This window comes from Escherichia sp. E2748, assembly GCF_005781125.1.
GTDB lineage: Bacteria > Pseudomonadota > Gammaproteobacteria > Enterobacterales > Enterobacteriaceae > Escherichia.
In genome coordinates this window covers 70,945-92,127 of the sequence record NZ_VATP01000022.1, presented here as the reverse complement: position 1 = coordinate 92,127, position 21,183 = coordinate 70,945, and the positions used below count along the sequence as shown (strand labels likewise).

18 protein-coding genes, 1 tRNA gene and 2 other RNA genes are annotated in these 21,183 nt (G+C 48.4%); 6 read left to right on the top strand and 15 right to left on the bottom strand.

The genetic code is table 11. The annotated features are described in order from the left end of the window. Nucleotide 1: 1 nt before the first annotated feature. The 13 genes from dppB to FEK42_RS17850 all read right to left on the bottom strand — a co-directional run bounded on the left by dppB (nucleotide 2) and on the right by FEK42_RS17850 (nucleotide 13,844). The gene (gene dppB / locus FEK42_RS17915; protein ID WP_000938857.1) at nucleotides 2-1,021 is read right to left on the bottom strand and encodes a dipeptide ABC transporter permease DppB; all 1,020 of its coding nucleotides are present in this window, start codon (nucleotides 1,019-1,021) and stop codon (nucleotides 2-4) included. 150 nt (nucleotides 1,022-1,171) lie between these two features. Next, on the bottom strand, nucleotides 1,172-2,779 hold the full coding sequence (gene dppA / locus FEK42_RS17905) for a dipeptide ABC transporter substrate-binding protein DppA (RefSeq protein WP_016262652.1): 1,608 nt from the start codon (nucleotides 2,777-2,779) through the stop codon (nucleotides 1,172-1,174). 661 nt (nucleotides 2,780-3,440) lie between these two features. Further along, nucleotides 3,441-3,574: non-coding RNA, RtT sRNA (locus FEK42_RS17900), on the bottom strand. Between the two features lie 35 nt (nucleotides 3,575-3,609). Continuing rightward, a non-coding RNA gene (locus tag FEK42_RS17895) (RtT sRNA) lies at nucleotides 3,610-3,744 on the bottom strand. Between the two features lie 34 nt (nucleotides 3,745-3,778). Beyond that, a tRNA-Pro gene (locus tag FEK42_RS17890) sits at nucleotides 3,779-3,855 on the bottom strand. Nucleotides 3,856-3,946: 91 nt separating this feature from the next. Continuing rightward, nucleotides 3,947-5,638, bottom strand: a complete 1,692-nt coding sequence (gene eptB / locus FEK42_RS17885; protein ID WP_130260123.1) for a kdo(2)-lipid A phosphoethanolamine 7''-transferase — start codon at nucleotides 5,636-5,638, stop codon at nucleotides 3,947-3,949. Nucleotides 5,639-5,895: 257 nt separating this feature from the next. Beyond that, entirely contained in the window at nucleotides 5,896-6,426 is a 531-nt protein-coding gene (lpfE, locus tag FEK42_RS17880; protein ID WP_135493112.1) for a long polar fimbrial protein LpfE, read from the bottom strand. Nucleotides 6,427-6,430: 4 nt separating this feature from the next. Beyond that, nucleotides 6,431-7,492, bottom strand: coding sequence for a fimbrial protein (locus tag FEK42_RS17875; protein ID WP_135493113.1), 1,062 nt, complete (start codon nucleotides 7,490-7,492; stop codon nucleotides 6,431-6,433). A 14-nt stretch (nucleotides 7,493-7,506) separates the two neighbouring features. Next, nucleotides 7,507-10,080, bottom strand: coding sequence for an outer membrane usher protein LpfC (lpfC, locus tag FEK42_RS17870; protein WP_135493114.1), 2,574 nt, complete (start codon nucleotides 10,078-10,080; stop codon nucleotides 7,507-7,509). Between the two features lie 28 nt (nucleotides 10,081-10,108). Next, nucleotides 10,109-10,795, bottom strand: coding sequence for a long polar fimbrial biogenesis chaperone LpfB (gene lpfB / locus FEK42_RS17865; protein WP_135493115.1), 687 nt, complete (start codon nucleotides 10,793-10,795; stop codon nucleotides 10,109-10,111). Nucleotides 10,796-10,858: 63 nt separating this feature from the next. Continuing rightward, entirely contained in the window at nucleotides 10,859-11,392 is a 534-nt protein-coding gene (gene lpfA, locus FEK42_RS17860; RefSeq protein WP_138211909.1) for a long polar fimbrial major subunit LpfA, read from the bottom strand. 322 nt (nucleotides 11,393-11,714) lie between these two features. After that, nucleotides 11,715-12,917: an MFS transporter gene (locus tag FEK42_RS17855; protein ID WP_135491247.1), complete on the bottom strand. Its 1,203-nt coding sequence runs from the start codon at nucleotides 12,915-12,917 to the stop codon at nucleotides 11,715-11,717. A gap of 228 nt (nucleotides 12,918-13,145) precedes the next feature. Next, nucleotides 13,146-13,844: an autotransporter outer membrane beta-barrel domain-containing protein gene (locus tag FEK42_RS17850; protein ID WP_138211908.1), complete on the bottom strand. Its 699-nt coding sequence runs from the start codon at nucleotides 13,842-13,844 to the stop codon at nucleotides 13,146-13,148. A gap of 157 nt (nucleotides 13,845-14,001) precedes the next feature. On the opposite strand from FEK42_RS17850, the gene tag reads away from it, so the two are divergent. Further along, nucleotides 14,002-14,565 carry a DNA-3-methyladenine glycosylase I gene (gene tag / locus FEK42_RS17845; protein ID WP_138211907.1) on the top strand — a complete coding sequence of 188 codons (564 nt, stop codon included), beginning with the start codon at nucleotides 14,002-14,004 and terminating at the stop codon, nucleotides 14,563-14,565. Further along, complete coding sequence (locus tag FEK42_RS17840) at nucleotides 14,562-15,002, top strand: N-acetyltransferase (RefSeq protein WP_130210064.1); 441 nt, start codon at nucleotides 14,562-14,564, stop codon at nucleotides 15,000-15,002. Before tag ends, FEK42_RS17840 begins: the two co-directional genes overlap by 4 nt. Here FEK42_RS17840 and bisC read toward each other — a convergent pair. Next, nucleotides 14,971-17,304 (bottom strand): biotin sulfoxide reductase, encoded by a 2,334-nt coding sequence (bisC, locus tag FEK42_RS17835; RefSeq protein ID WP_135493118.1) that lies wholly within the window; start codon nucleotides 17,302-17,304, stop codon nucleotides 14,971-14,973. The two genes, FEK42_RS17840 and bisC, sit on opposite strands and share 32 nt — an antisense overlap. A 152-nt stretch (nucleotides 17,305-17,456) precedes the next feature. Between bisC and FEK42_RS17830 the strand changes: the two genes are divergently transcribed. Together FEK42_RS17830 and ghrB are read left to right on the top strand one after the other, a co-directional pair. Further along, nucleotides 17,457-18,116, top strand: a complete 660-nt coding sequence (locus tag FEK42_RS17830; RefSeq protein ID WP_000747625.1) for an OmpA family lipoprotein — start codon at nucleotides 17,457-17,459, stop codon at nucleotides 18,114-18,116. A gap of 103 nt (nucleotides 18,117-18,219) precedes the next feature. Next, nucleotides 18,220-19,194, top strand: coding sequence for a glyoxylate/hydroxypyruvate reductase GhrB (gene ghrB, locus FEK42_RS17825; protein WP_130210060.1), 975 nt, complete (start codon nucleotides 18,220-18,222; stop codon nucleotides 19,192-19,194). A 48-nt stretch (nucleotides 19,195-19,242) separates the two neighbouring features. Here ghrB and FEK42_RS17820 read toward each other — a convergent pair whose 3' ends face one another. Then, complete coding sequence (locus tag FEK42_RS17820) at nucleotides 19,243-19,953, bottom strand: DUF3053 domain-containing protein (RefSeq protein WP_130210058.1); 711 nt, start codon at nucleotides 19,951-19,953, stop codon at nucleotides 19,243-19,245. 419 nt (nucleotides 19,954-20,372) lie between these two features. On the opposite strand from FEK42_RS17820, the gene FEK42_RS17815 reads away from it, so the two are divergent. Continuing rightward, nucleotides 20,373-20,663 (top strand): HTH-type transcriptional regulator, encoded by a 291-nt coding sequence (locus tag FEK42_RS17815; RefSeq protein ID WP_130216258.1) that lies wholly within the window; start codon nucleotides 20,373-20,375, stop codon nucleotides 20,661-20,663. A gap of 281 nt (nucleotides 20,664-20,944) precedes the next feature. Continuing rightward, nucleotides 20,945-21,157 carry an RNA chaperone/antiterminator CspA gene (gene cspA / locus FEK42_RS17810; RefSeq protein ID WP_000014594.1) on the top strand — a complete coding sequence of 71 codons (213 nt, stop codon included), beginning with the start codon at nucleotides 20,945-20,947 and terminating at the stop codon, nucleotides 21,155-21,157. The last annotated feature ends 26 nt before the right edge of the window (nucleotides 21,158-21,183 follow it).

The following is a 21,183-nucleotide window of genomic DNA, read 5'->3' as shown; positions in this document are numbered from 1 at the left end:
CTTACTTCTTATGACGAATACGCGGGTTCACCACGCCGTACAGCAGATCGACCAGCAGGTTGACGAGGATAATCATCGTCGCCACCAGCAATACGCCGCCCTGCACTACCGGATAGTCGCGGCGTTGCAGTGCGTCAATCAACCAGCGCCCAAGACCGGGCCACGAGAAGATGGTTTCGGTCAGAATCGCCCCCGCCAGCAATGTTCCCACCTGCAGGCCGATAACAGTCACCACCGGCAGCATCGCGTTACGCAGCGCATGGACGATAATCACCCGCATCCGGGTTAGCCCTTTAGCGCGCGCGGTGCGGATGTAATCCTCACCCAGCACTTCCAGCATTGAGGAGCGCGTCATACGAACGATAACCGCCAGCGGAATTGTGCCCAGCACCATCGCCGGTAAGATCATATGGGCGACGGCATCGATAAAGTTACCGTCTTCACCCCAGATAGCGGTGTCGATCAGCATAAAACCGGTTAACGGATTGGAATCATCGAGGAACACCATGTCGCTCACGCGACCGGAGACAGGCGTCAGGTTCCAGTGCACCGAAACCAGCATGATCAGCATCATGCCCCACCAGAAGATCGGCATCGAGTAGCCGGTCAGCGCCAGGCCAACCGCAGTGTGATCGAAAATGGAACCGCGTTTAACCGCAGCCAGCACACCAACCGGAATACCGACTGCCGTAGCAAAAATCATCGCGCAGACACCAAGTTCCAGCGTGGCCTGGAAGCGCGGCACGAACTCTTCCCAAACCGGGATGCGGCTTTTCATCGAAATGCCTAAATCGCCGTGCATTACGCCCCAAATGTAATGGAGATACTGCTGCCACATCGGTTTATCTAAGCCGAGTTCTGCCAGCAATTGCGCGTGACGCTCTGGGGAGATCCCACGCTCGCCCGCCATGATCATCACCGGATCGCCCGGGATCATGTGGACAAAGGCAAATGTGAGAAGGGTAATACCGATAAACGTGGGGATGACGAGTCCCAAACGTCGGAGAATAAACTGCAACATAACCCGGATTCTCTGTAGTGACCCGCAGCCTGGAACTGCGTGTCTGTATTGCTCACAAATCAATTCCCGCCCAGGTCGGGCAGGTAATGAAGTATTGCTGCCGGATGGCGCTGCACGCAGAGGCACTGCGCCACCGGGTATGGCTTTTAATTATTCGATAGAGACGTTTTCGAAGTGATGTTTGCCTAATGGATCAACCACATAGCCTTTAACTTCTTTGCGTACCGGTTCAAACACGGTGGAGTGAGCGATGATCAGTGCCGGAGCCTGATCGTGCATCACCACCTGTGCTTGTTTGTACAGTTCAACACGCTTGTTGTGGTCGTCGGTGGCACGCGCCGGTTGAATTAGATCTTCAAACGGTTTGTAGCACCATTTTGAGTAGTTGGAGCCTTGTTCAGAGGCGGCGCAGCTGAACAGGGTGGCGAAGAAGTTATCCGGATCCCCGTTATCGCCAGTCCAGCCCATCATTACCGTCTGGTGCTCGCCATCTTTCGCACGCTTGAGATACTCACCCCATTCGTAGGTGACGATTTTGGCCTGCACGCCGACTTTCGCCCAGTCAGCCTGAATCATCTCTGCCATGCGGCGAGCGTTCGGGTTATACGGACGTTGTACTGGCATAGCCCACAGGTCGATGGAGAAACCTTTTTCCAGACCCGCTTCTTTCAGCAAGGCTTTCGCTTTTTCAGGATCGTAGGTGTAGTCCTGAACGTCATCGTTATAGCCCCACATGGTTGGCGGGATCAGGTTTTTCGCTGCCACGCCCGCGCCCTGATAAACCGCTTTGATGATCGCGTCTTTGTTCACCGCGTAGGTCAGAGCCTGGCGAACTTTCACGTCATCCAGTGGTTTTTTCTGCACGTTATACGAGAGATAACCGACGTTCAGCCCCGGCATTTCCATCAGGTTGATGGATTTATCCTGCTTCATGCGAGCGATATCTGCCGGGTTCGGGTACGGCATTACCTGGCATTCATTTTTCTGCAATTTAGCGTAACGCACGGAAGCGTCAGGGGTAATAGAGAAGACCAGCGTATCGATCTGCGGTTTGGTACCCCAGTAGCCATCAAACGCTTTGTAGCGAATACGGGAATCTTTTTGATACTGCTGTAACTGGAACGGACCGGTGCCGATTGGGTTGAGGTCCAGTTTTTCCGGTGTACCGGCTTTCATCATCGCATCAGCATATTCTTTTGACAGAATAGAGGCGAAGTCCATTGCCAGGTCAGCGAGGAACGGCGCTTCCGGGCGAGTCAGCACGAACTGAACGGTGTTGTCGTCCACCTTTTTCACTTCGCTGATCAGCTCCGGCAAACCCATGCCTTCGAAGTATTCGTAGCTGCCGCCAGAAACTTTATGGTACGGGTTTTGCGCGTTTTTCTGACGGTCGAACGAGAACACCACGTCATCAGCGTTCAGTTCGCGCGTCGGTTTGAATTCTTTGTTGTCGTGCCACTTCACACCTTTACGCAGATGGAAGGTATAGGTTTTACCGTCATCGCTGACTTCCCACTTTTCAGCGAGGCCCGGAATCACTTCGGTGGTGCCGATTTTAAATTCAACCAGACGGTTATAAAGCGGTACGGAAGAGGCGTCATAGGTGGTACCGGAGGTAAACAGCTGCGGGTTAAACCCTTCCGGAGATCCTTCTGAGCAATAAACCAGAGTTTTAGCCTGAACACTTGCTGCGACGGTCATAGCCACCAGGCTGAGACCAAGCTTCAGCATCCCTGACTTTTTCAAGGAAATACGCATTATTCTGCTCCAATTGTGATGTTTGTTGTTTTAACCCTTTGCAGTGGGTTGTCGCTGCCTGACCTTTTTTGTTTTTTGCCCGGTCGGGTCAACGTTATGAGGTGGGGATGCCGTACTAATTAACATCAGTGTTACAGTGCGGATCCTCCATAAAATGCCCCTCGTGACCTACAATCTGTCAACAGAATGTGAAAACGTCAATACAGCCCACCGGGATTTACACCAACGGTGAGAATCCACAAACAAAGATTAAAAAAACTTCAAACAACTATTTGCAGCAGAGAAATTTGTGCTACGCCAACATAACCAGAACAATCAGCTTAATATTTAGCAACAATTGGTGATTAAGTTTTATGCATTTAATGAAAAAAATCTGAGGGAAAGGTGGATATCTGAGCGATTAATACCATGAACGCTAAAACGCACAGCGGAAAATGCCAGCGCCAGCCATAAGTAACGCAAAAAAAGATTTAAGCAAATATAAAAAAAGACAATGGTTTCTGTCACAAATCCGTTAATGGATAGTGAGATATGGGGCGCAAATTTGGCAGGGAAATGTGTGCTGCCATTGCCTGATGCGACGCTGCCGCGTCTTATCAGGCCTACGTTCGAGCGGGTTACAGAAAGCAAAAAACCAGCCCGTAGGCTGGTTTTTCTAAATTGGTCGGTGATAGAGGATTACTCGCCACTTCGTGCCTCGCCCTGCGGGCCGTTGCTGACGCAACGTTCTCTCGCTTCGCTCGAGTCGAACCTCCCTGCCCCCGGAGGTTCTCATCCTCATGAGGCTACAAATGCAAAAAAGCCTGCTCACTGAGCAGGCTTTTCGAATTTGGTCGGTGATAGAGGATTACTCGCCACTTCGTGGCTCGCCCTGCGGGCCGTTGCTGACGCAACGTTCTCTCGCTTCGCTCGAGTCGAACCTCCCTGCCCCCGGAGGTTCTCATCCTCATTAGGCTACAGATTCAAAAAAGCCTGCTCACTGAGCAGGCTTTTCGAATTTGGTCGGTGATAGAGGATTCGAACCTCCGACCCCTTCGTCCCGAACGAAGTGCGCTACCAGGCTGCGCCAATCACCGAATGCGGGGCGCATCTTACTGCGCAGATACGCCCTCGTCAATCCCTTAATAGCAAAATGCTTTTTGATCGGCGAGAAACTCAGCAGTGCATTTAGTTAGCTTCTGCTTTCTTCGCCTGAGGGATTCGACACCAGTTGTTGTTTTCGTTGATACCACCGTCCGGTGAAGTATAACCAAGGCAACCTAAAATGGTGTCGTACAGTTCTACATGACGGCGTGGCACTTTGATATCCGCTTCTTTCTTCAATTGCGCGAATGCCTGCGCGTTGGCCGGATTCTCCAGATATTTATCCGACATCCAGACCATCATCGGTACGCGGAACTGCTCCGGTGGCGCATATTCGCGTGGTGTGCCATGCAAGTGTTCACGCTCGTTAATTGACTCACCGTGGTCCGCTGCATAGAAAATAATGGCCTTCTTATCGCGGAATTTGTCGATAACTGTGTCGATAAAATGATCAACATAGGTGATGGAGTTATCGTATGAGTTAATCATCGGCGCTCGTGGGCATTTGCGATCAATGGCATAGCACTCTGGCTTCCACTGGGCAAACTCACGAGGGTAACGTTGAGTATAGTTGTAGTGCGAACCTTTGGTATGCAGCACAATCAGATGCTTACCTTCTGGTTTTTTCTCCAGAGAACGCTCGATTTCATTGACCAGCAACATATCGTCTACCGCTTTCCCACGGTTACGCGGCTCTGCTGCAATTTGCTCGCGATAGGCAATGTTGTCAGCCATGGTGTTGCTGTAGAACCACATCTCACTCTGCATGGCGTACAAATCAGAGCTAAAGCCCAGCTGTTTGAGAACCGCAAATACGTTCTGCTCTTTAAGCGTACGTTGTGGGTTATCTTCCGTTCCGCCTTCACGCACAAACATACAGCGTAGTGATAATTTAGTCGCGGTATCACAAGAATAACCACGGTACATCACCAGGTTTTTCTCTTTGGCCAGCTTCGGCGTGGTATCCCGCTCGTAGCCCAGCATCCCCATATGATCCCAACGCGTAGTTTCGCCAATAATGAAAACCACATAGGTATCGTCGAGATTTTGCGTCGGGGTATAGGTGAATTTTTTTGCCGGATTCATCAGCGACCGATTGTCTGACGATTCATCCACTTGCGCCCAGGCATACAGCCCCAACGCAGAAAGCCAGTTCGAAGGCAAATAAGAGTTCGCCAGCACGCCGCCGTAGCTTGGCATATCCACTCCGGCCAAACGGTCTGCACGCTTTTGCACTACATCCATCAGACGAATTGGACCCCATACCAACAAGCCCGCCAAAAGCACGGTAAGCGCACTACGCCAGCGAGTTTTCGGGGTACAAAGTTGGCGCCAGAAGGTGTCTTGTGAGCGGTTCATCCAGATAAATAGCAACGGGATAATACTCACCAGTACAACCCATGCGATAAGCGTCCAGCCAACCACTTCTTTCGACAGGTCAATGTCGGTGGTCATCACCGAAGCGACTATCCCATAGCCAATCATGACGTTCATAAATGTCATGTAGTAGCTGGCCCCGGCAGAAATCAGCACCAGCAATGAAGCCAGCACTTTCCAGGCCGTTCTGCCAAAGAGTGAAATTAAGCGCAAAAAGAAGAAGGTTGCCAGAACCGTCCCTGCCAGTTCGATAACCGCCGAGACGCCATTAAGAAAAGTGAAGTTATGCGCGTAACCGTCAAACCGACGGAAATAGACTGCGCAATTCATAAACAGACCGATATAGACAGCGAGCAAAAAGCTTAGCTTTTGCTGCGTTATCGTTTTGATATATCTCATGCAAACAAACCCTGGAAAAACAGGTGATAACACCCTGCATTATGGCCTTTCAAGCCAGGCAAGGGAAAAGTGCGAAGGTCGTCAGATAAGGAAAATCTGCACACGCTGATAAGTAGACCACAGCAAAGGGAAAAAGTGTGGGGAAAGAGTGTACTTGAAGCACAAATTTACAAAAATACAAGTATGAAAAAAGACTTTAGCGTTACAAAAAGCAGTAGAAAGGGCCAGTTTCCTGGCCCAATAAATGACCCTGTAAATTATTCATACGTTATAGAAAAATTCACAAGAGCGTCTGCCGTGCCCCCTTTAGGCTGGCTGTTTACAACAATGTAGCTTGCCTGATAGTGAAGCGAAGTCGTTTCGCCAGAAATTGCCCATTCAATAGGTGTACCACCTGTAGCTTTGGGGATTTGTTGAGTTCCTTTATCGTCTTCAATTTTTAACGCAACGCCTGTCGCACCACCACTCTCCAGCGCGAAAAAGGAATCATCATCTGTATCAGGCTGACTGTCCATTTCAACCGTTGCTTTAGATATCCCATCGCACTCTTTGAGCTCAATGGTGAAATCCTTTTTACTTAATACCGTACCGACTGCTGCATGTTTTGGCAGCATCATTGTTCCCATGTCGACTTCAAGATCACTCTTTTCCATCTCGCAAGCTTTAGTGGTAATAGTGATGGAGAAATGAATATCCCCTACCGGGCCAAGATCCGTCGCCGCCTTCACCCCGCAGATAAACAGACTCATACCGACGATACCACTATTCAGCAATAATTGGAGTTTCATAGCATCACTCCATTTCCAGGTGCACAGTCGTAACACCTTCAAATGTCCCACCTTGTGGAGCATTGCCGGTTGTACTAATAGGTATTGCCAGTAGCCTGATCGTCGCATTTCGGTGCGTTGCTGTGTCCAGACGGCTCAAATCTAATAACGTGGTGCTATTGGCATCATTAGGTATAAGAACCTTGCCACTGGAGTCTTTTACCAACACACCGATATCGGGATTCCCCATATCTACAGCTCGGTTATCGGCACTATTTGTTGTCCCTTCTAGCCTTAACGATACCTTGATGCCATCAGAGATATTATTACAGTCAAAGCCGAGGTTAATTTCGTGCTCCGTACCGCCGACAGGTGCCTGTCCACGTCTATTTTTAAATGCCGAGGAGGGATATTCACCAAATGGCACATCCAGAACAGTTCCTGGTTTAATTTCACAACCCTGAGTAATCGTTAGCCGTCCGGAAATACTTACCGTCGATATAGGTTGTGAACTGTAGGTTCCTTTTTTCTTGGTTGCATATAAAGCCACAACGGTTGTTTTTGGAATATCAACTTCACCCTCAATAGGTTTACTAATCACAAAGGATAAATATCCATTCGAACCATATTGCCCATTGTTTCCACCTGTGCAGTCATGAGCATTATAGTTATTTGGAATTTGAACATTTTTTTGGGGTACATGAACCATTACATTAGGAGCCTGAATCATCGTCATCACTTCCAGTTCAGGTACAAGCCGGTAGTATTGCTCACCATTTATTTTCCTGGTGGTTACACTGAGCAAGCTTTGCCCCCATACATAGGTATCAACTTCTTTTGTATAGGTTGATGGATCCGGACATTCGCATACCATATTGAAACGTGTTCCATTTGCCCAGGTCGTCGCGAGTTTTAACTCTGTACCTGCGGTATTTTTACTTGCATCGTTTACATCAACATTTACCGCCACAGGATAGTCATACACCATGCCGCCTTCGGCAGCGCATGCCCCCCAGTCCGCAGCAAATGCCTCACCTGAAAATCCTGATACACATCCTAATAAGGATAATGCTATTGCCGCTTTCATTTCGCTCTCCTTGCTTACTGGCAATTAGCCGACACAGGAATAATTCCGCCCTGTTTTAATTCTACGGATAATTTGTATGACGCAATGCATTGCTGTGCTGTGTCATTACCCCATTTAATCAGTACACGCCCTTCTTCTGGCATCCCACTTATATAGAGTTGCCCTTCTTCACCTACGATGCTACTTACTCCGGCCTTTTCATCGTCCATTAATGTCGCTGTTGCGCCGAAAGGAACATGACTACCTGTTGAGCGGAGTAGTATCATTAACACACGATAACCGACACGAGTATCAAACCGAGCTTTGACAATGGCTCCGCGAGTCGGGACCACTTTCTGAAAAGCATTCTCTATATCAACATCTTCCCCCAACGAATCGCTACGCAGTGAGATTTCGTTTTCACGATAAGGCATGGCGTAAGGCACAACCGCGTTGCCCATCCAGTCAACCTGAACGCCGCCGTTATTCACCACGCGGGCATTGCGCGCACCGGGCGCGGAGATAAGTGTCATGGTTTCGCCTAACGGTTGAGAAAGTGTCACGCCTTCGCTGTGAACAATTACGCCGCCACGAACGCTGTAGTTGAGTTGCCGATAATCTCTCCCGTAGCTATAGCCTACGTTGACATTGCCGGAACCACCCTGATACCCGACGTTCGCATTGCCACTATTACCTACGCCATCGCTTGCGTAGCCTTCCTGGATACTGTAGTTCAGGTTGCGATCCTCAAGCAGCGTGCCGCTTACCCCAACCTGTTGATTTGTCCGACCATCCTGGTCGGTAGTAACGCGATAGTTACTCCAGGCTCGACCCAGTGGTACCGAAATATTAAGAGACAATAAGCGGTCGCTTTCATCCCACTCAGGACTTTTATTCCAGCTATACGCAATGCTGTAACTGACTCTGCCAATACGGCCGTTATAACCCGCTGACACCGAGTTCTGTTTACCTACGTCGTTCCAGTAATCTTGCTGGGTTAAATTTAAATAGACTGAGCCATATGAACCTAATTGCTGCGTCAGGTTACCCTGAATTTCGCTACGTTTGTGATAGCGGCTATAGTCACTGTCAGCATCACTGCGTACATCTGTGGCTTCCTGGAAAGTATAGAAACCACTGGTAGAATATTTGTAGCCAGCCAGGCGAAAATCAGTACCGCTTTCAAAGCTCTTGGAGTACAGGAAGCGATAAGATTGTCCCTGGCTATCACGATCGTTATTCAGTTCGCTTTTCGCCTGTGTGACATCAATTGATATAGCCCCGATGTAACCAAAGTTTTTACCTACACCAAGCGCAAATGCATTGTAATTATTAGACACTAATGCACCACCGTAGGCGGTTATCCCCCACGGTAAACCATAAATAAGATCGAGTTGCCCAAAACGCGGAGTATCACTGTTATAATTCCCGGCCCGGTATTCACCGGCAGCAAGGCTATATTTTAGATGGCCTTCGCGCTGGAAAATGGCAACGGATGAAAATGGCTGAATAAAGCGTTGTTCGCTTCCGTCAGCCTCTTTGATAATAACCGTAAGGTCGCCACTGTTTGAGGTAGGGTAAAGATCATTAATTTCAAAGGCACCCGGTTGAACATAGGTACGATAAATAACATATCCGTTTTGTTCAATGCTTACTTCTGCATTACTTTTGGCAATACCACGAACGATAGGCGCAAAGCCTCGCTGGCTGTCAGGAAGCATATCTTCATCAGAGGCTAACATAGCACCACGCATCTGAACGCTATCAAAAATATCAGAAGGCGTTGCAGTATCTCCTAATGTTAATTGGGCTTTAAATGGCACAATAGCCCGGCTTAAATGAGTGCCGATATTATCCCATTGGTCTCTACCACCCGAATGACTCCAGGTACTGTAATTACGTAACCGCCACGCACCAAGGTTTAATCCGCTGCGTAGGTTAAGATAATAGCTATCGCTTTTTAGCGTATCGTCACCGTCATCATGATGAACCGCCCCCTCTTCATCAACGTAGCTGCCTGAAGAACCCGAAGAGTCATATTCACTGTTGCTACCACTAAAACTGTAATCCAACAGTATTGCCGGGACACCTTCATCCCATAAAGATTCGGGTACGGTGCCGCGCGCTACTTGCTGCATTGCCGCCTGAGGAAAACTTAATATCAGTTTTTGTTCGCTAAAGTCGAAACGGCTGGACGCTAGCGGAATGATTTCATCAAACGCTACACAGGCTTCTGCGGGCACCAAATTAAGAGCAGGGAAACTCTCAACGCGCACTCCCATCTCCGCCAATTGCGTCTTGCTAAGGCACGGTACCAGCGACTCACCCAATACTTTTTTCTGTGCCTCCGTCGCCGCTTTAAACTCAAGCGTACGTGCTTCCATTCTCTGCTCATTAACATATACAGAGACACGATAAGTACCGGGTAATTGCTCTTCTCGACCTTTTTCGAACATCGTTAAATCGACATGCTGGTCAACGCCTTGTACATCTTCAAGAAACCGAGGGTTAAATTTCCCTGCATTAACAGAGAACGTACTGGCAACTGCGATCGCCAACACAGAGATGGAAAAGGAAGAGAAAGAATGTGAAACGGTCTTCCGTGACATTAAGCAATTTCTCCAGGCAAGATATTAATCAATTAATATTTTTAGTCAGCATTTCCGCAGACGAACCAAAATCATTGATTGTATTGAATTTAATTTTAGAAATCGTACTTACCCCAGCAGGCAATGTAATATTTAATGACCCTTTAGCAGGTACCATGCCGGATTTTTCAATTTCTCTTTCATTCACGAAAAATTGATTAAACGTAATATTGAATACTGTTGGGTTATCTACACGAATCTGATTGCCGCTACGTGTGAAATGTAACTCATGAGGTGCTGTTTTCACGTCTCCTTTTAGTCCTACCGGACGATAAAAAAGTTTTATCCGGGTGCGAACAGCAATCTGCAAAACGTTTTTATTTTCACTGTCATCACTTTTGGAAGGAATCGCCTTCACATTAACCCAATAGACCGATTCGCGATCCTGTGGCAGGCCTGGATTAATATTAACAATACGTAATACATTGTTTTTTTCGGGATCAAGTTTGAACAGTGGCGGGGTAATAATAAATGGTGTTTTTTTATTACCAGCCATGTCATCTATCCATGACTGAACCAGAAACTCTTCCGTTTTGTTCTTATTATTAATCGTCAATGATGCTTCTTTCTTATTACCGTCGTAGATCACACGAGTAGAACTTAATGCAATACCACCAGCCAGGCTAGATTGAGAAGCAAATATAGATAATAACAAGGCAAAAAAAATTATTTTCATCACTCGGTCCCTGAATTAATGAATGACTCTGGCAGTGATTTCTCACCGCCAGTTGACAAACAATTATTCGTAAGTCAGGTTGAAATCTACTTCAGCATTACCGTAACCGGTAGTAACTACGTCTTTAGTAGAAACATAGTTAGCAGTAAAATAAAGAACGGTCTGACCGTCTTTAATTTCAGTTTCAGCAGTACCAGAATTCAACGGAATTAATGTATTGGAATTGTCATAAATGCCAATACCCACGCCAGTTGCTGCACCTGCTTCAGTGCTCAGAGACACCAGGCTACCATTCGTGCTATCGCTATCACCAACACCACTAAAGCCAACTTTCACTTTAGTTTTGCCGGCACCGGTATCACACTCTTCCAGTTTAACTTCGAACGGTTTGGACGGAGATTTTGCCCCAATTGCAGTAAAGACAGATTTATTTACCTGACCCAAAACAACTTCCTGTTTCTGAGAGTCAACTGACAACACACAAGGTGCATCGACGATCTCGCCTATAAATTTGACAGTACCATCACCAGACTCCGCCGCAAATACGGAACCAGAAGTCAACGCCAGCACTGACAAGGCAAAAACGACCTTTTTCATGTAAAACTCCATTTATATAGATAAATATGCTTGATGTTGTTCATAACAACGGGGGGCAGATTATACAAATGGTGCTAAAAAATAAAATTATTTTACTGAGAATGTATTTTTGTAAAAAAGTTAAACTTACTTCAACTTCAATGCATTACAAATAACACATCAAATAGCCACTGTGTTTTTAGGAATATATTTATATTTATGATTTATATTAAATAACAAAACATATTCTTCATATGAATATTATTGCTCATTTAATATTCAATTATAAAAAAGGGAGACGCTGACGTCTCCCTGTGGAATTTATTTCAGTAGCCACATATTTCTAAATATGTGCTTCACGCAATACTTCCTGCTCTGGCTGGCGAATGGTAGTAGAAAGCGCCAGAGACAAAATCAGCAGGGCAAAAATGACGTAGAAAGTCACATAGAAGCCGCCAAACAGTGAGGCGATAAGCGAGCCGCAAATGCTGCCGATACCGAAACCGAGGTAAATCACACCGTAGTTTTTAGCCAGGTTATTAAGACCGAAAAACTCACTGACCAGTGACGGGAACACAGTAATCGTGCCACCGAAGTTAAACGCCACACAGGCAATCGCCGCAAAGAACGTCACTGCATTCAATGGTGCAAACAGCAGTGCTGCCATACCCACCAGCGAAATCACCTGTCCAATAGTGATGACGCGGATACGGGCGATTTTGTCAGACAGAATGCCCAACACCAGACGACCAGAAAGGTTAGCAATAGAAATAACCGTCACTGCGTTGGCCGCGGAAATTGCATCAAGATGCGCCAGACTCTGAGCAATATCTTTCGCTACACCAATCACATACAGGCCGCTCATGCAGGCAGTGAGGAACATCACCGCCAGCATCCAGTATTGCGGTTTACGCATTGACTCGGCCAGAGTGAAATCATTTTCCACTACACCATTATGGGTTTTGACTTCCTGTTTCGGTGCATCTTTCATTAACGTCGCGCCAAAGACAATCATCACCAGCGCAATCGCGCCCCAAATCACAAAGGTTTTTTCCAGACCCACCGTCTCCAGCAGATGCGAGTCGATAAATTTGAATCCCAGGCTACCCAAACCATAGGAACCAATGGCAAACGCGGAGATCAGCCCTTTACGCTCCGGGAACCACTTCACACAGTTAGAGAGCGTCAGCAGATAACCTGCGCCATCTGCCAGACCAACCAGCACACCAGCGCTCAACCACAACATCATCAGGCTGTTGGAGTGCGCGGTAAGAAAGAACCCCAATCCCAGCAGAATACCGGAAGCCATTGTGACGCGCTTGACACCAAAACGTTCCTGTAACTTGCCAGCCACAGAAGAAGAAATTGCCAGCCCCAGACTCAACAGGCCGAAGGAGAAAGCAACCTGACTGACCGGCGCATCCAGTTTGGCAGAGAGCGCGCCATTAAACAGGCTCCAGGTATAAACTGACCCCAGCGCAAACTGGGTGATAATGGTACCGATAAGGGTTAGCCAGCGGGTACGCTGATAGTTTGAAGGTGTCATGGCAGTGTCCTGCAGTAGTAAATTGGAAGATTCTCTGCCGACAACCATAACGAAGTGCATTTTATGCCAGGGGAAAAACGGCATGAAATGCCATCAGAACGGAATGAAATGCTTTAACTAAGGAATGAATGACATGACAAACATTCATTAAAATTATTATTTGAGTGAGTTAGCACCCACTATCATTACAATGATTGTTATTGCCGGGCTTTGATTGTGACTAATTCGTTAAAATCTGGCGCTAACACCCATGGTATACAAGTAATCACTATCATTGGCGCTATTCTCCGCCTGGGATAACGCGGCATAGGCGGCAATATGTTGGTTAAGCAACATATCGGCTCCTACGGTCACATCGAGCCAGTTACCATTCTGATTTGTCGCTGTCATGCGACTTAGGCCTGATTGAGCCTTCCAGATATTTTCACCAAATTGCTGGTTGTAGCTGATTTGCGCCCAGGGGCGGAAATCGCCAAGTCGGGAATCAACACGCCAGCCTAACGTACTGACGCTGGCATGCCATAACGGATCGGTCAGCATTGTCGTGCTGTCGCCAAACTCGTTATACATCGAAGTGGTCGTACCGTCGTAATGCAATGCGGCAACCGGGCCAGTCGTAACGTGTTCATATAAAGGGAAATTCCAGCCCATACTCATGCTGCTGGTTACATCCGCAGGCGTTTCTTCCGCCAGATTAACGTCCAGTCCCAGCACTCTTTGGCTGCTTTGAATACGTTGCGACAAAATATCGTTGTAATCCGGTTGGTGATCGCTATCCCAGGTGTAACGCTCCGTGGTATGTCCGGGTTGCGTATCAACGATATATTCTTGTTGCCAGGCGTAAGCTGTGTTGAGAAAAAAGGAATTGATTACCACGCTCGCCAGTAGACTTAACGTCTGGCAACCACCACATTTTTTTATGATCATTAACACGACTCCAGGGAAGAGCCGAATTCGGCATTATTATTGTCATTGTATGAAAGATATCGGGCATAGTAGTCCTGTATTAAATATTGACTTTTTCACCGGTGCGTCAAGAAAAGCCGGTGAAATTTTTACGAACAGGTACATAGCGAGGGAAAGTATGGAACGTTGCGGCTGGGTGAGTCAGGACCCGCTTTATATTGCCTACCACGATGAAGAGTGGGGCGTGCCTGAAACTGACAGTAAAAAACTGTTCGAAATGATCTGCCTTGAAGGTCAACAAGCGGGGCTGTCCTGGATTACCGTCCTCAAAAAACGAGAAAATTATCGCGCCTGTTTTCATCAGTTCGATCCAGTAAAAGTTGCGGCAATGCAGGAAGAGGATGTCGAAAGACTGGTTCAGGACGCCGGGATTATCCGCCATCGCGGGAAGATTCAGGCCATTATTGGCAATGCGCGTGCATACCTGCAAATGGAAGAGAACGGCGAACCGTTTGCCGATTTTGTCTGGTCGTTCGTAAATCATCAGCCACAGGTAACACAAGCCACAACGTTGAGCGAAATCCCCTCGTCGACACCTGCCTCCGACGCACTCTCTAAGGCATTGAAAAAACGTGGCTTTAAATTTGTAGGCTCGACGATTTGTTACTCCTTTATGCAGGCGAGTGGGCTGGTGAACGATCATGTGGTTGGCTGCTGTTGCCATCCGGGGAATAAGGCATGATTAGACAAGCGCAACGTTCTGAGCTGCCCGCGATCCTTGAACTGTGGCTGGAAAGCACAACCTGGGGACATCCCTTTATAGAAGAGAGTTATTGGCGTGACTGCATTCCACTGGTGCGTGATGCATATCTTGCTAACGCACAAAACTGGGTGTGGGAAGAAAGCGGTGAATTTCTCGGTTTTGTCAGCGTAATGGAAGGGCGATTTCTGGCAGCGATGTTTGTCGCACCGAAGGCTGTCAGGCGCGGTATCGGCAAGGCGTTAATGCAACATATGCAACAACGCCATCCCCATTTATTGCTGGAGGTTTACCAGAAAAACCAACCAGCGATAAGTTTTTATCATGCGCAAGGCTTTCGCATTGTCGACTGCGCATGGCAGGAGGAAACTCAACTCCCTACCTGGATTATGGACTGGCAGGCGGATCAAACGCCGTAAGCGTAAGTTCAGGGCCGGTGTATTTTTCCAGCCACGCCAGCGCCGTGTTACCTGCACAGCCATTCCCCAGCCGCGAGCTTGGGAGGTCTTTGGTCAGTACATTCACCGCACCGTTCTTACAAATCCCGCCAGCAGTAAAATCCAGATCCGGCCATGCCCCTTCGTGAATGCACATCACACCGGGTTTGATACCTTCGCTAATCACCGCTCCGGCAAGGATTTGCCCGCGTGAGTTCCACAACCGAACAGTATCACCATCTTGTATACCGCGCGCCTGTGCATCTACAGGATGAATGGTGACAGGTTCTCGATTTGCCACCGCGTACAATTCGCGCAGGGAACTGTAATTCAACTGACTGTGCAGACGATGCGCCGGATGAGCAGAAAGTACCTGCAACTGTTCCGGTTCGGCGTTGCCCTGCCACTCATCCGGCTCCAGCCACATGGGATGCCCTGGACAATCAGGGTAACCGTAATCCGCGATACGCTGCGAGAAGATTTCAATCTTACCACTGGCAGTTTTTAACGGATGCGCCTGTGGGGCGCGGCGAAAATCAGCAAACCGAATAAACTGTTCGCTGGTTGGGTTTTCTGGCATCTCAATTAACTGGTTGGCTTCCCAGAACGCGTCAAACGGCGGCAAGTGTACCTGCTGACTTGCCCCACGTTGCCGCGCAACGTTATAGAACGTTTCCAGCCATTGCAGCTCACTTTTCCCTTCCGTAAACCGTGTATAGCCGCCCTTCTCCCAGCGCTCACTTAACTCAGCAAAAACATCAAAATCATTACGCGCTTCGTCACGCGGCGGCACGACTTGCTTCATCGGCACCAGATGCTGATTGCTGTAATCACCAGTCATAGTGAGATCGTTACGCTCAAACGAGGTGGTCGCGGGGAGGACGATATCGGCGTGTTTCGCCGCCGCCGTCCAGAAACATTCCGATATCACCACCAGCTCCGGTTTTTGCCAGGCGCGGATCAAGCGATTAGTGTCCTGGTGGTGGGTAAAGTTGGCACCGCCCGCCCACCAGATAAAACGAATATCCGGAAAATGTCGGTTCATGCCGTTGTGTTGATACGCGCCGCCAGGATTTTCCAGAGCTTCAACAATGCGAGCTACGGGGATTTTATCTACCGCATCGGTGCCCTCCGGCAAACTGCCCTGCATGGATGAAAGCACCGCAGCGCGGCGCGTGGGATTACCACCGTTGGCAAAATGATAAGAAAGCCCAAAACCGCCACCTGGTGTACCGATTTGCCCCAACATTGCCGCCAGCGTGACGAGCATCCAGTGTTTCTGCTCGCCAAACTGTTGGCGTTGCATTCCCCAACCAGCCATCAGCATGGTGGTATTTTGATGGAAAATAGCCGCCAGTTCGCGGATTTTCTCTGCGCCAACACCACAAATCTCTGCTGCCCATTCGGCAGTTTTCGCAATGCCATCGCTCTCGCCCAGCAAATAAGCGGCGAAGACGTCATAACCTGTGGTACAACGTGCCAGAAATGCCTCGTCGTGCCAGCCATTTTCCACCAGCGTATGGGCGATCCCCAGCATCAGTGCTACGTCGGTGCCCATATGTGGAGCTACCCACTCTATTTTGTCGCCAAAGAAATCGACGGTTTCCGATCGCATTGGATCAATGCAGATCAGCTTTTTCCCACTGTCACGCAGTGCACAAAAGTAAGAAAGCCCCTGCTCATCAGACGCATTCCACGCAATTTTCAGCGTATTTAGAGGGTTAGCACTCCACAGCACCACCACATCGCTGTGTTGCAGTACCAACGGCCAGCTGGTCTGCTGTTGATAAACTTCGCTGCCGCCCACAACATACGGCATGATCGCCTGTGCTGCGCCGGTCGAATAATCCCCCAGATGGCCGGTATAGCCGCCTGCCAGCGCCATATAGCGTTGTAACAAGGTTGACGCTTTATGCAGCACGCCATTTGAACGCCAACCGTAGGAACCGGCAAAAATCGACGCCGGACCATAAGTTCCGCGAATGCGTTTGTGTTGTTGGTGAATAAGATCCAGTGCCTCATCCCAACTCACGCGAACAAATTCGTCTTGCCCGCGAATTCCTTGTGGATTTTCTGGTGACGCAAGAAAGCCTTTACGCACCATCGGAAATCGCACCCGCGTATTGCTATGAACCTGGTCGCGAACCGCACTCTGCAAAGAGTTTTCCATTCCTGTGGTTAACACACCACGCGAGCTGAAAACTGTTTCACCGTCGGTTTCAACCAGCATTGGGCCCCAGTGGGCGGCAGTAAGAACAGAATAACGTGAGGATGAGTTGGCCAAACCAAAGGCTCCTGAAAAGTTAGATGTATTGAGCAGTTAAATATTACTTACAAATTTCCGAGTATTCCCAGGAATAATCTTCATATTCACACGGCATAATCTTCCGCCACGAAACCCGTGGCAAAGAATAAAAAGGTTATTAAGGATTAACAATGAAGAAACGTGTTTATCTTATTGCCGCCGTTGTGAGTGGCGCTCTGGCGGTATCTGGCTGTACAACTAACCCTTACACCGGCGAACGCGAAGCGGGTAAATCTGCTATTGGCGCGGGTCTGGGCTCTCTCGTTGGCGCGGGCATTGGCGCACTCTCTTCTTCGAAGAAAGATCGTGGTAAAGGCGCACTGATTGGCGCAGCAGCAGGCGCGGCACTGGGCGGCGGCGTTGGCTATTACATGGATGTGCAGGAAGCGAAACTGCGCGACAAAATGCGCGGCACCGGCGTTAGCGTAACGCGCAGCGGGGACAACATTATCCTCAACATGCCGAACAATGTGACCTTCGACAGCAGCAGCGCCACTCTGAAACCAGCAGGTGCTAACACCCTGACCGGTGTTGCAATGGTACTGAAAGAGTACCCGAAAACGGCGGTTAACGTGATTGGCTACACCGACAGCACTGGTGGTCATGACCTGAACATGCGTCTGTCGCAGCAGCGTGCAGATTCCGTTGCCAGCGCGTTGATCACCCAGGGCGTTGACGCCAGCCGTATTCGTACCCAGGGTCTTGGTCCGGCTAACCCGATCGCCAGCAACAGCACCGCAGAAGGCAAAGCCCAAAACCGTCGCGTAGAAATTACCTTAAGCCCGCTGTAATCACTTTCATGCCAGGTGGTGATTCAATCACCTGGTATTCTTAGGTTTTCCTGCTTCATTTTTCAGGCTAAGGTGATCGCCTTATCAGTGAATGGAGAGAAGCATGAAGCCGTCCGTTATCCTCTACAAAGCCTTACCTGATGATTTACTGCAACGCCTGCAAGCACATTTCACCGTTCACCAGGTGACAGACCTCACTCCACAGACCGTTGCGCAAAACGCGGAAATTTTTGCCGAAGCCGAGGGCTTGTTAGGTTCAAATGAAAATGTTGATGCCGCGTTGCTGGACAAAATGCCGAAACTGCGTGCCACATCAACTATCTCTGTAGGCTACGACAATTTCGATGTCGATGCGCTTACCGCCCGAAAAATCCTGCTAATGCATACGCCAACCGTATTAACGGAAACGGTGGCCGATACGCTGATGGCATTGGTGCTGTGTACCGCGCGTCGGGTTGTCGAGGTAGCAGAACGCGTAAAAGCAGGCGAATGGACCGCGAGCATTGGCCCGGACTGGTACGGCAGCGACGTGCATCATAAAACTCTTGGCATTGTCGGGATGGGACGGATTGGCATGGCACTGGCACAACGGGCGCACTTTGGCTTCAACATGCCGATTCTCTATAACGCTCGCCGCCACCATAAAGAAGCTGAAGAACGCTTTAACGCCCGTTATTGCGATCTGGATACGCTGCTACAAGAATCGGATTTCGTTTGCCTGATCCTGCCGCTAACTGAAGAAACGCATCACCTGTTTGGCGCTGAACAATTCGCCAAAATGAAATCCTCCGCCATCTTCATTAATGCAGGACGTGGACCGGTGGTTGACGAAAATGCACTGATTGCGGCATTGCAGAAAGGGGAAATTCACGCCGCCGGACTGGATGTCTTCGAACAAGAGCCACTGTCAGTAGATTCACCGCTGCTCTCAATGGCAAATGTCGTCGCAGTCCCACATATTGGTTCTGCTACTCATGAGACGCGTTATGGCATGGCCGCCTGTGCGGTGGATAATTTGATTAATGCGTTACAAGGGAATGTCGAGAAGAACTGTGTGAATCCGCAAGTCGCGGAATAACCGCGACTGCGTGGAGAAAAGCCCGAAAATCTCCCGGGCTTTTACTCTTTATTGGGTTGCAGTTACTGCTGCGGTCCAGGCCTGATTAAACGCCTGATGTTGTGCCGGTAATGGCGCAATCAGTTTGTTATATTCACTCGCCTGCTGCGAAGTCGGGAACTGAATGCCATTCGCCACAAAGCTTACCTGAGTACCCTGCTGGGAAATATAGTCCCCAACCATTACCAGTTGTTGTGTAAAGGTTTGTGCCGCCGGAATCAACGGTTGTAACGCATCAGCCGGTGTCGTCACCACTTTGGTGAATGCCTGATCAAAGACCGGCTTCAGATCATCAGTCTGTTTCAGCGCAGAGTGCGCAGCATCGGCCTGCAACTTCGCATTTTGTAGCTGTTGCGCCAGTACACCCAGCGAACCGTTCATTTCACGCAGCGGACCACTTTGCGTGACATAATCCTGTGGTGCACGAATTGCGTTAACGCTGTCTACAACCGGACGTAGACCGGAATCCATCGCCTGATTCACCTGTTGGGAATAGCCATACAGAATCGCGTAATCAGAGACAAAAGGACCAAATTGTTTTTTCTGATCGGCAGTCAAGGTTGGTAGACGTTCACCGCTACGCATCACTGTATTCTGCAGGAAGTCGATAAACGCTTTACGCTGATCGCCTTCTTTATCAAAACACCCACTCAGGCTAACTACCATTAATAACGCCGCAAGAGGCGCAAACCAGCGAGAGCAGGACTTTCCTGTCGCCATTTTCTTACTCCTTTCACCCAAAAAAAGCGCACAACGACACACGCGTGTCTGACGTGACAAGGATAGTCCAGGACAAGCTTGCAAGATACCCTTTATGCATAATCTTCCTGGGAAAATGATGTAGAAAATGAAGGAAGGTTAATTTGTTGTTTCATTGTTAAAAACAGGCATTGCTATTGCGTTTTTTAGCCAGGACTTTACTTCTCTTAGGTAGGTGAAATTTTCGGAATCTTTACAATCCGGGATTCTGAGAAATATATCGGCATTAATCATATCGTTAGGCAACTATAAGTCACAGTTATTGATAGGCTGAATCGAATCACACTCTGGTTGCTTCCCGCTGAGTCTGTGTTTCCCGACTATTCTTAATGAGCTTCAATGCAATTCACGATCCCGCAGTGTGATTTGAGGAGTTTTCAATGGAATATAAAGATCCAATGCTTGAGCTGTTGAGCAGCCTGGAACAAATTGTTTTTAAAGATGAAACACAGAAGATTACCCTGACGCACAGACCTACACCCTGTACTGAGATTGAGCAATTACGCAAAGGAACGGGGTTAAAAATTGATGATTTCGCTCGTGTTTTGGGCGTATCCGTTGCGATGGTAAAGGAATGGGAATCCAGACGAGTGAAGCCTTCCAGTGCTGAACTAAAATTAATGCGTCTGATTCAGGCCAATCCGGCATTAAGTAAGCAGTTGATGGAATAGAGTTTTATTAACTTTTTTGATGTTTACGGTCCTGATGACAGGGCCGTTTTCCGACCGATTAATCATAAATTTGAAAAATAATTGTTGCATCCACCTCCAATGCGTGGCTTAATGCACATCAACGGTTTGACGTACAGACCATTAAAGCAGTGTAGTAAGGCAAGTCCCTTCAAGAGTTATCGTTGATACCCCTCGTAGTGCACATTTCCTTTAACGCTTCAAAATCTGTAAAGCACGCCATATCGCCGAAAGGCACACTTAATTATTAAAGGTAATACACTATGTCCGGTAAAATGACTGGTATCGTAAAATGGTTCAACGCTGACAAAGGCTTCGGCTTCATCACTCCTGACGATGGTTCTAAAGACGTGTTCGTACACTTCTCTGCTATCCAGAACGATGGTTACAAATCTCTGGACGAAGGTCAGAAAGTGTCCTTCACCATCGAAAGCGGCGCTAAAGGCCCGGCAGCTGGTAACGTAACCAGCCTGTAATCTCTGCTTTAAAGCACAGAATCTAA

Bases quoted from the DNA above. Each gene is read 5' to 3' on its own strand.
- dppB (WP_000938857.1), bottom strand. From the start codon at position 1,021: ATGTTGCAGTTTATTCTCCGACGTTTGGGACTCGTCATCCCCACGTTT.
- dppA (WP_016262652.1), bottom strand. From the start codon at position 2,779: ATGCGTATTTCCTTGAAAAAGTCAGGGATGCTGAAGCTTGGTCTCAGC.
- eptB (WP_130260123.1), bottom strand. From the start codon at position 5,638: ATGAGATATATCAAAACGATAACGCAGCAAAAGCTAAGCTTTTTGCTC.
- lpfE (WP_135493112.1), bottom strand. From the start codon at position 6,426: ATGAAACTCCAATTATTGCTGAATAGTGGTATCGTCGGTATGAGTCTG.
- FEK42_RS17875 (WP_135493113.1), bottom strand. From the start codon at position 7,492: ATGAAAGCGGCAATAGCATTATCCTTATTAGGATGTGTATCAGGATTT.
- lpfC (WP_135493114.1), bottom strand. From the start codon at position 10,080: ATGTCACGGAAGACCGTTTCACATTCTTTCTCTTCCTTTTCCATCTCT.
- lpfB (WP_135493115.1), bottom strand. From the start codon at position 10,795: ATGAAAATAATTTTTTTTGCCTTGTTATTATCTATATTTGCTTCTCAA.
- lpfA (WP_138211909.1), bottom strand. From the start codon at position 11,392: ATGAAAAAGGTCGTTTTTGCCTTGTCAGTGCTGGCGTTGACTTCTGGT.
- FEK42_RS17855 (WP_135491247.1), bottom strand. From the start codon at position 12,917: ATGACACCTTCAAACTATCAGCGTACCCGCTGGCTAACCCTTATCGGT.
- FEK42_RS17850 (WP_138211908.1), bottom strand. From the start codon at position 13,844: ATGATCATAAAAAAATGTGGTGGTTGCCAGACGTTAAGTCTACTGGCG.
- tag (WP_138211907.1), top strand. From the start codon at position 14,002: ATGGAACGTTGCGGCTGGGTGAGTCAGGACCCGCTTTATATTGCCTAC.
- FEK42_RS17840 (WP_130210064.1), top strand. From the start codon at position 14,562: ATGATTAGACAAGCGCAACGTTCTGAGCTGCCCGCGATCCTTGAACTG.
- FEK42_RS17830 (WP_000747625.1), top strand. From the start codon at position 17,457: ATGAAGAAACGTGTTTATCTTATTGCCGCCGTTGTGAGTGGCGCTCTG.
- ghrB (WP_130210060.1), top strand. From the start codon at position 18,220: ATGAAGCCGTCCGTTATCCTCTACAAAGCCTTACCTGATGATTTACTG.
- FEK42_RS17820 (WP_130210058.1), bottom strand. From the start codon at position 19,953: ATGGCGACAGGAAAGTCCTGCTCTCGCTGGTTTGCGCCTCTTGCGGCG.
- FEK42_RS17815 (WP_130216258.1), top strand. From the start codon at position 20,373: ATGGAATATAAAGATCCAATGCTTGAGCTGTTGAGCAGCCTGGAACAA.
- cspA (WP_000014594.1), top strand. From the start codon at position 20,945: ATGTCCGGTAAAATGACTGGTATCGTAAAATGGTTCAACGCTGACAAA.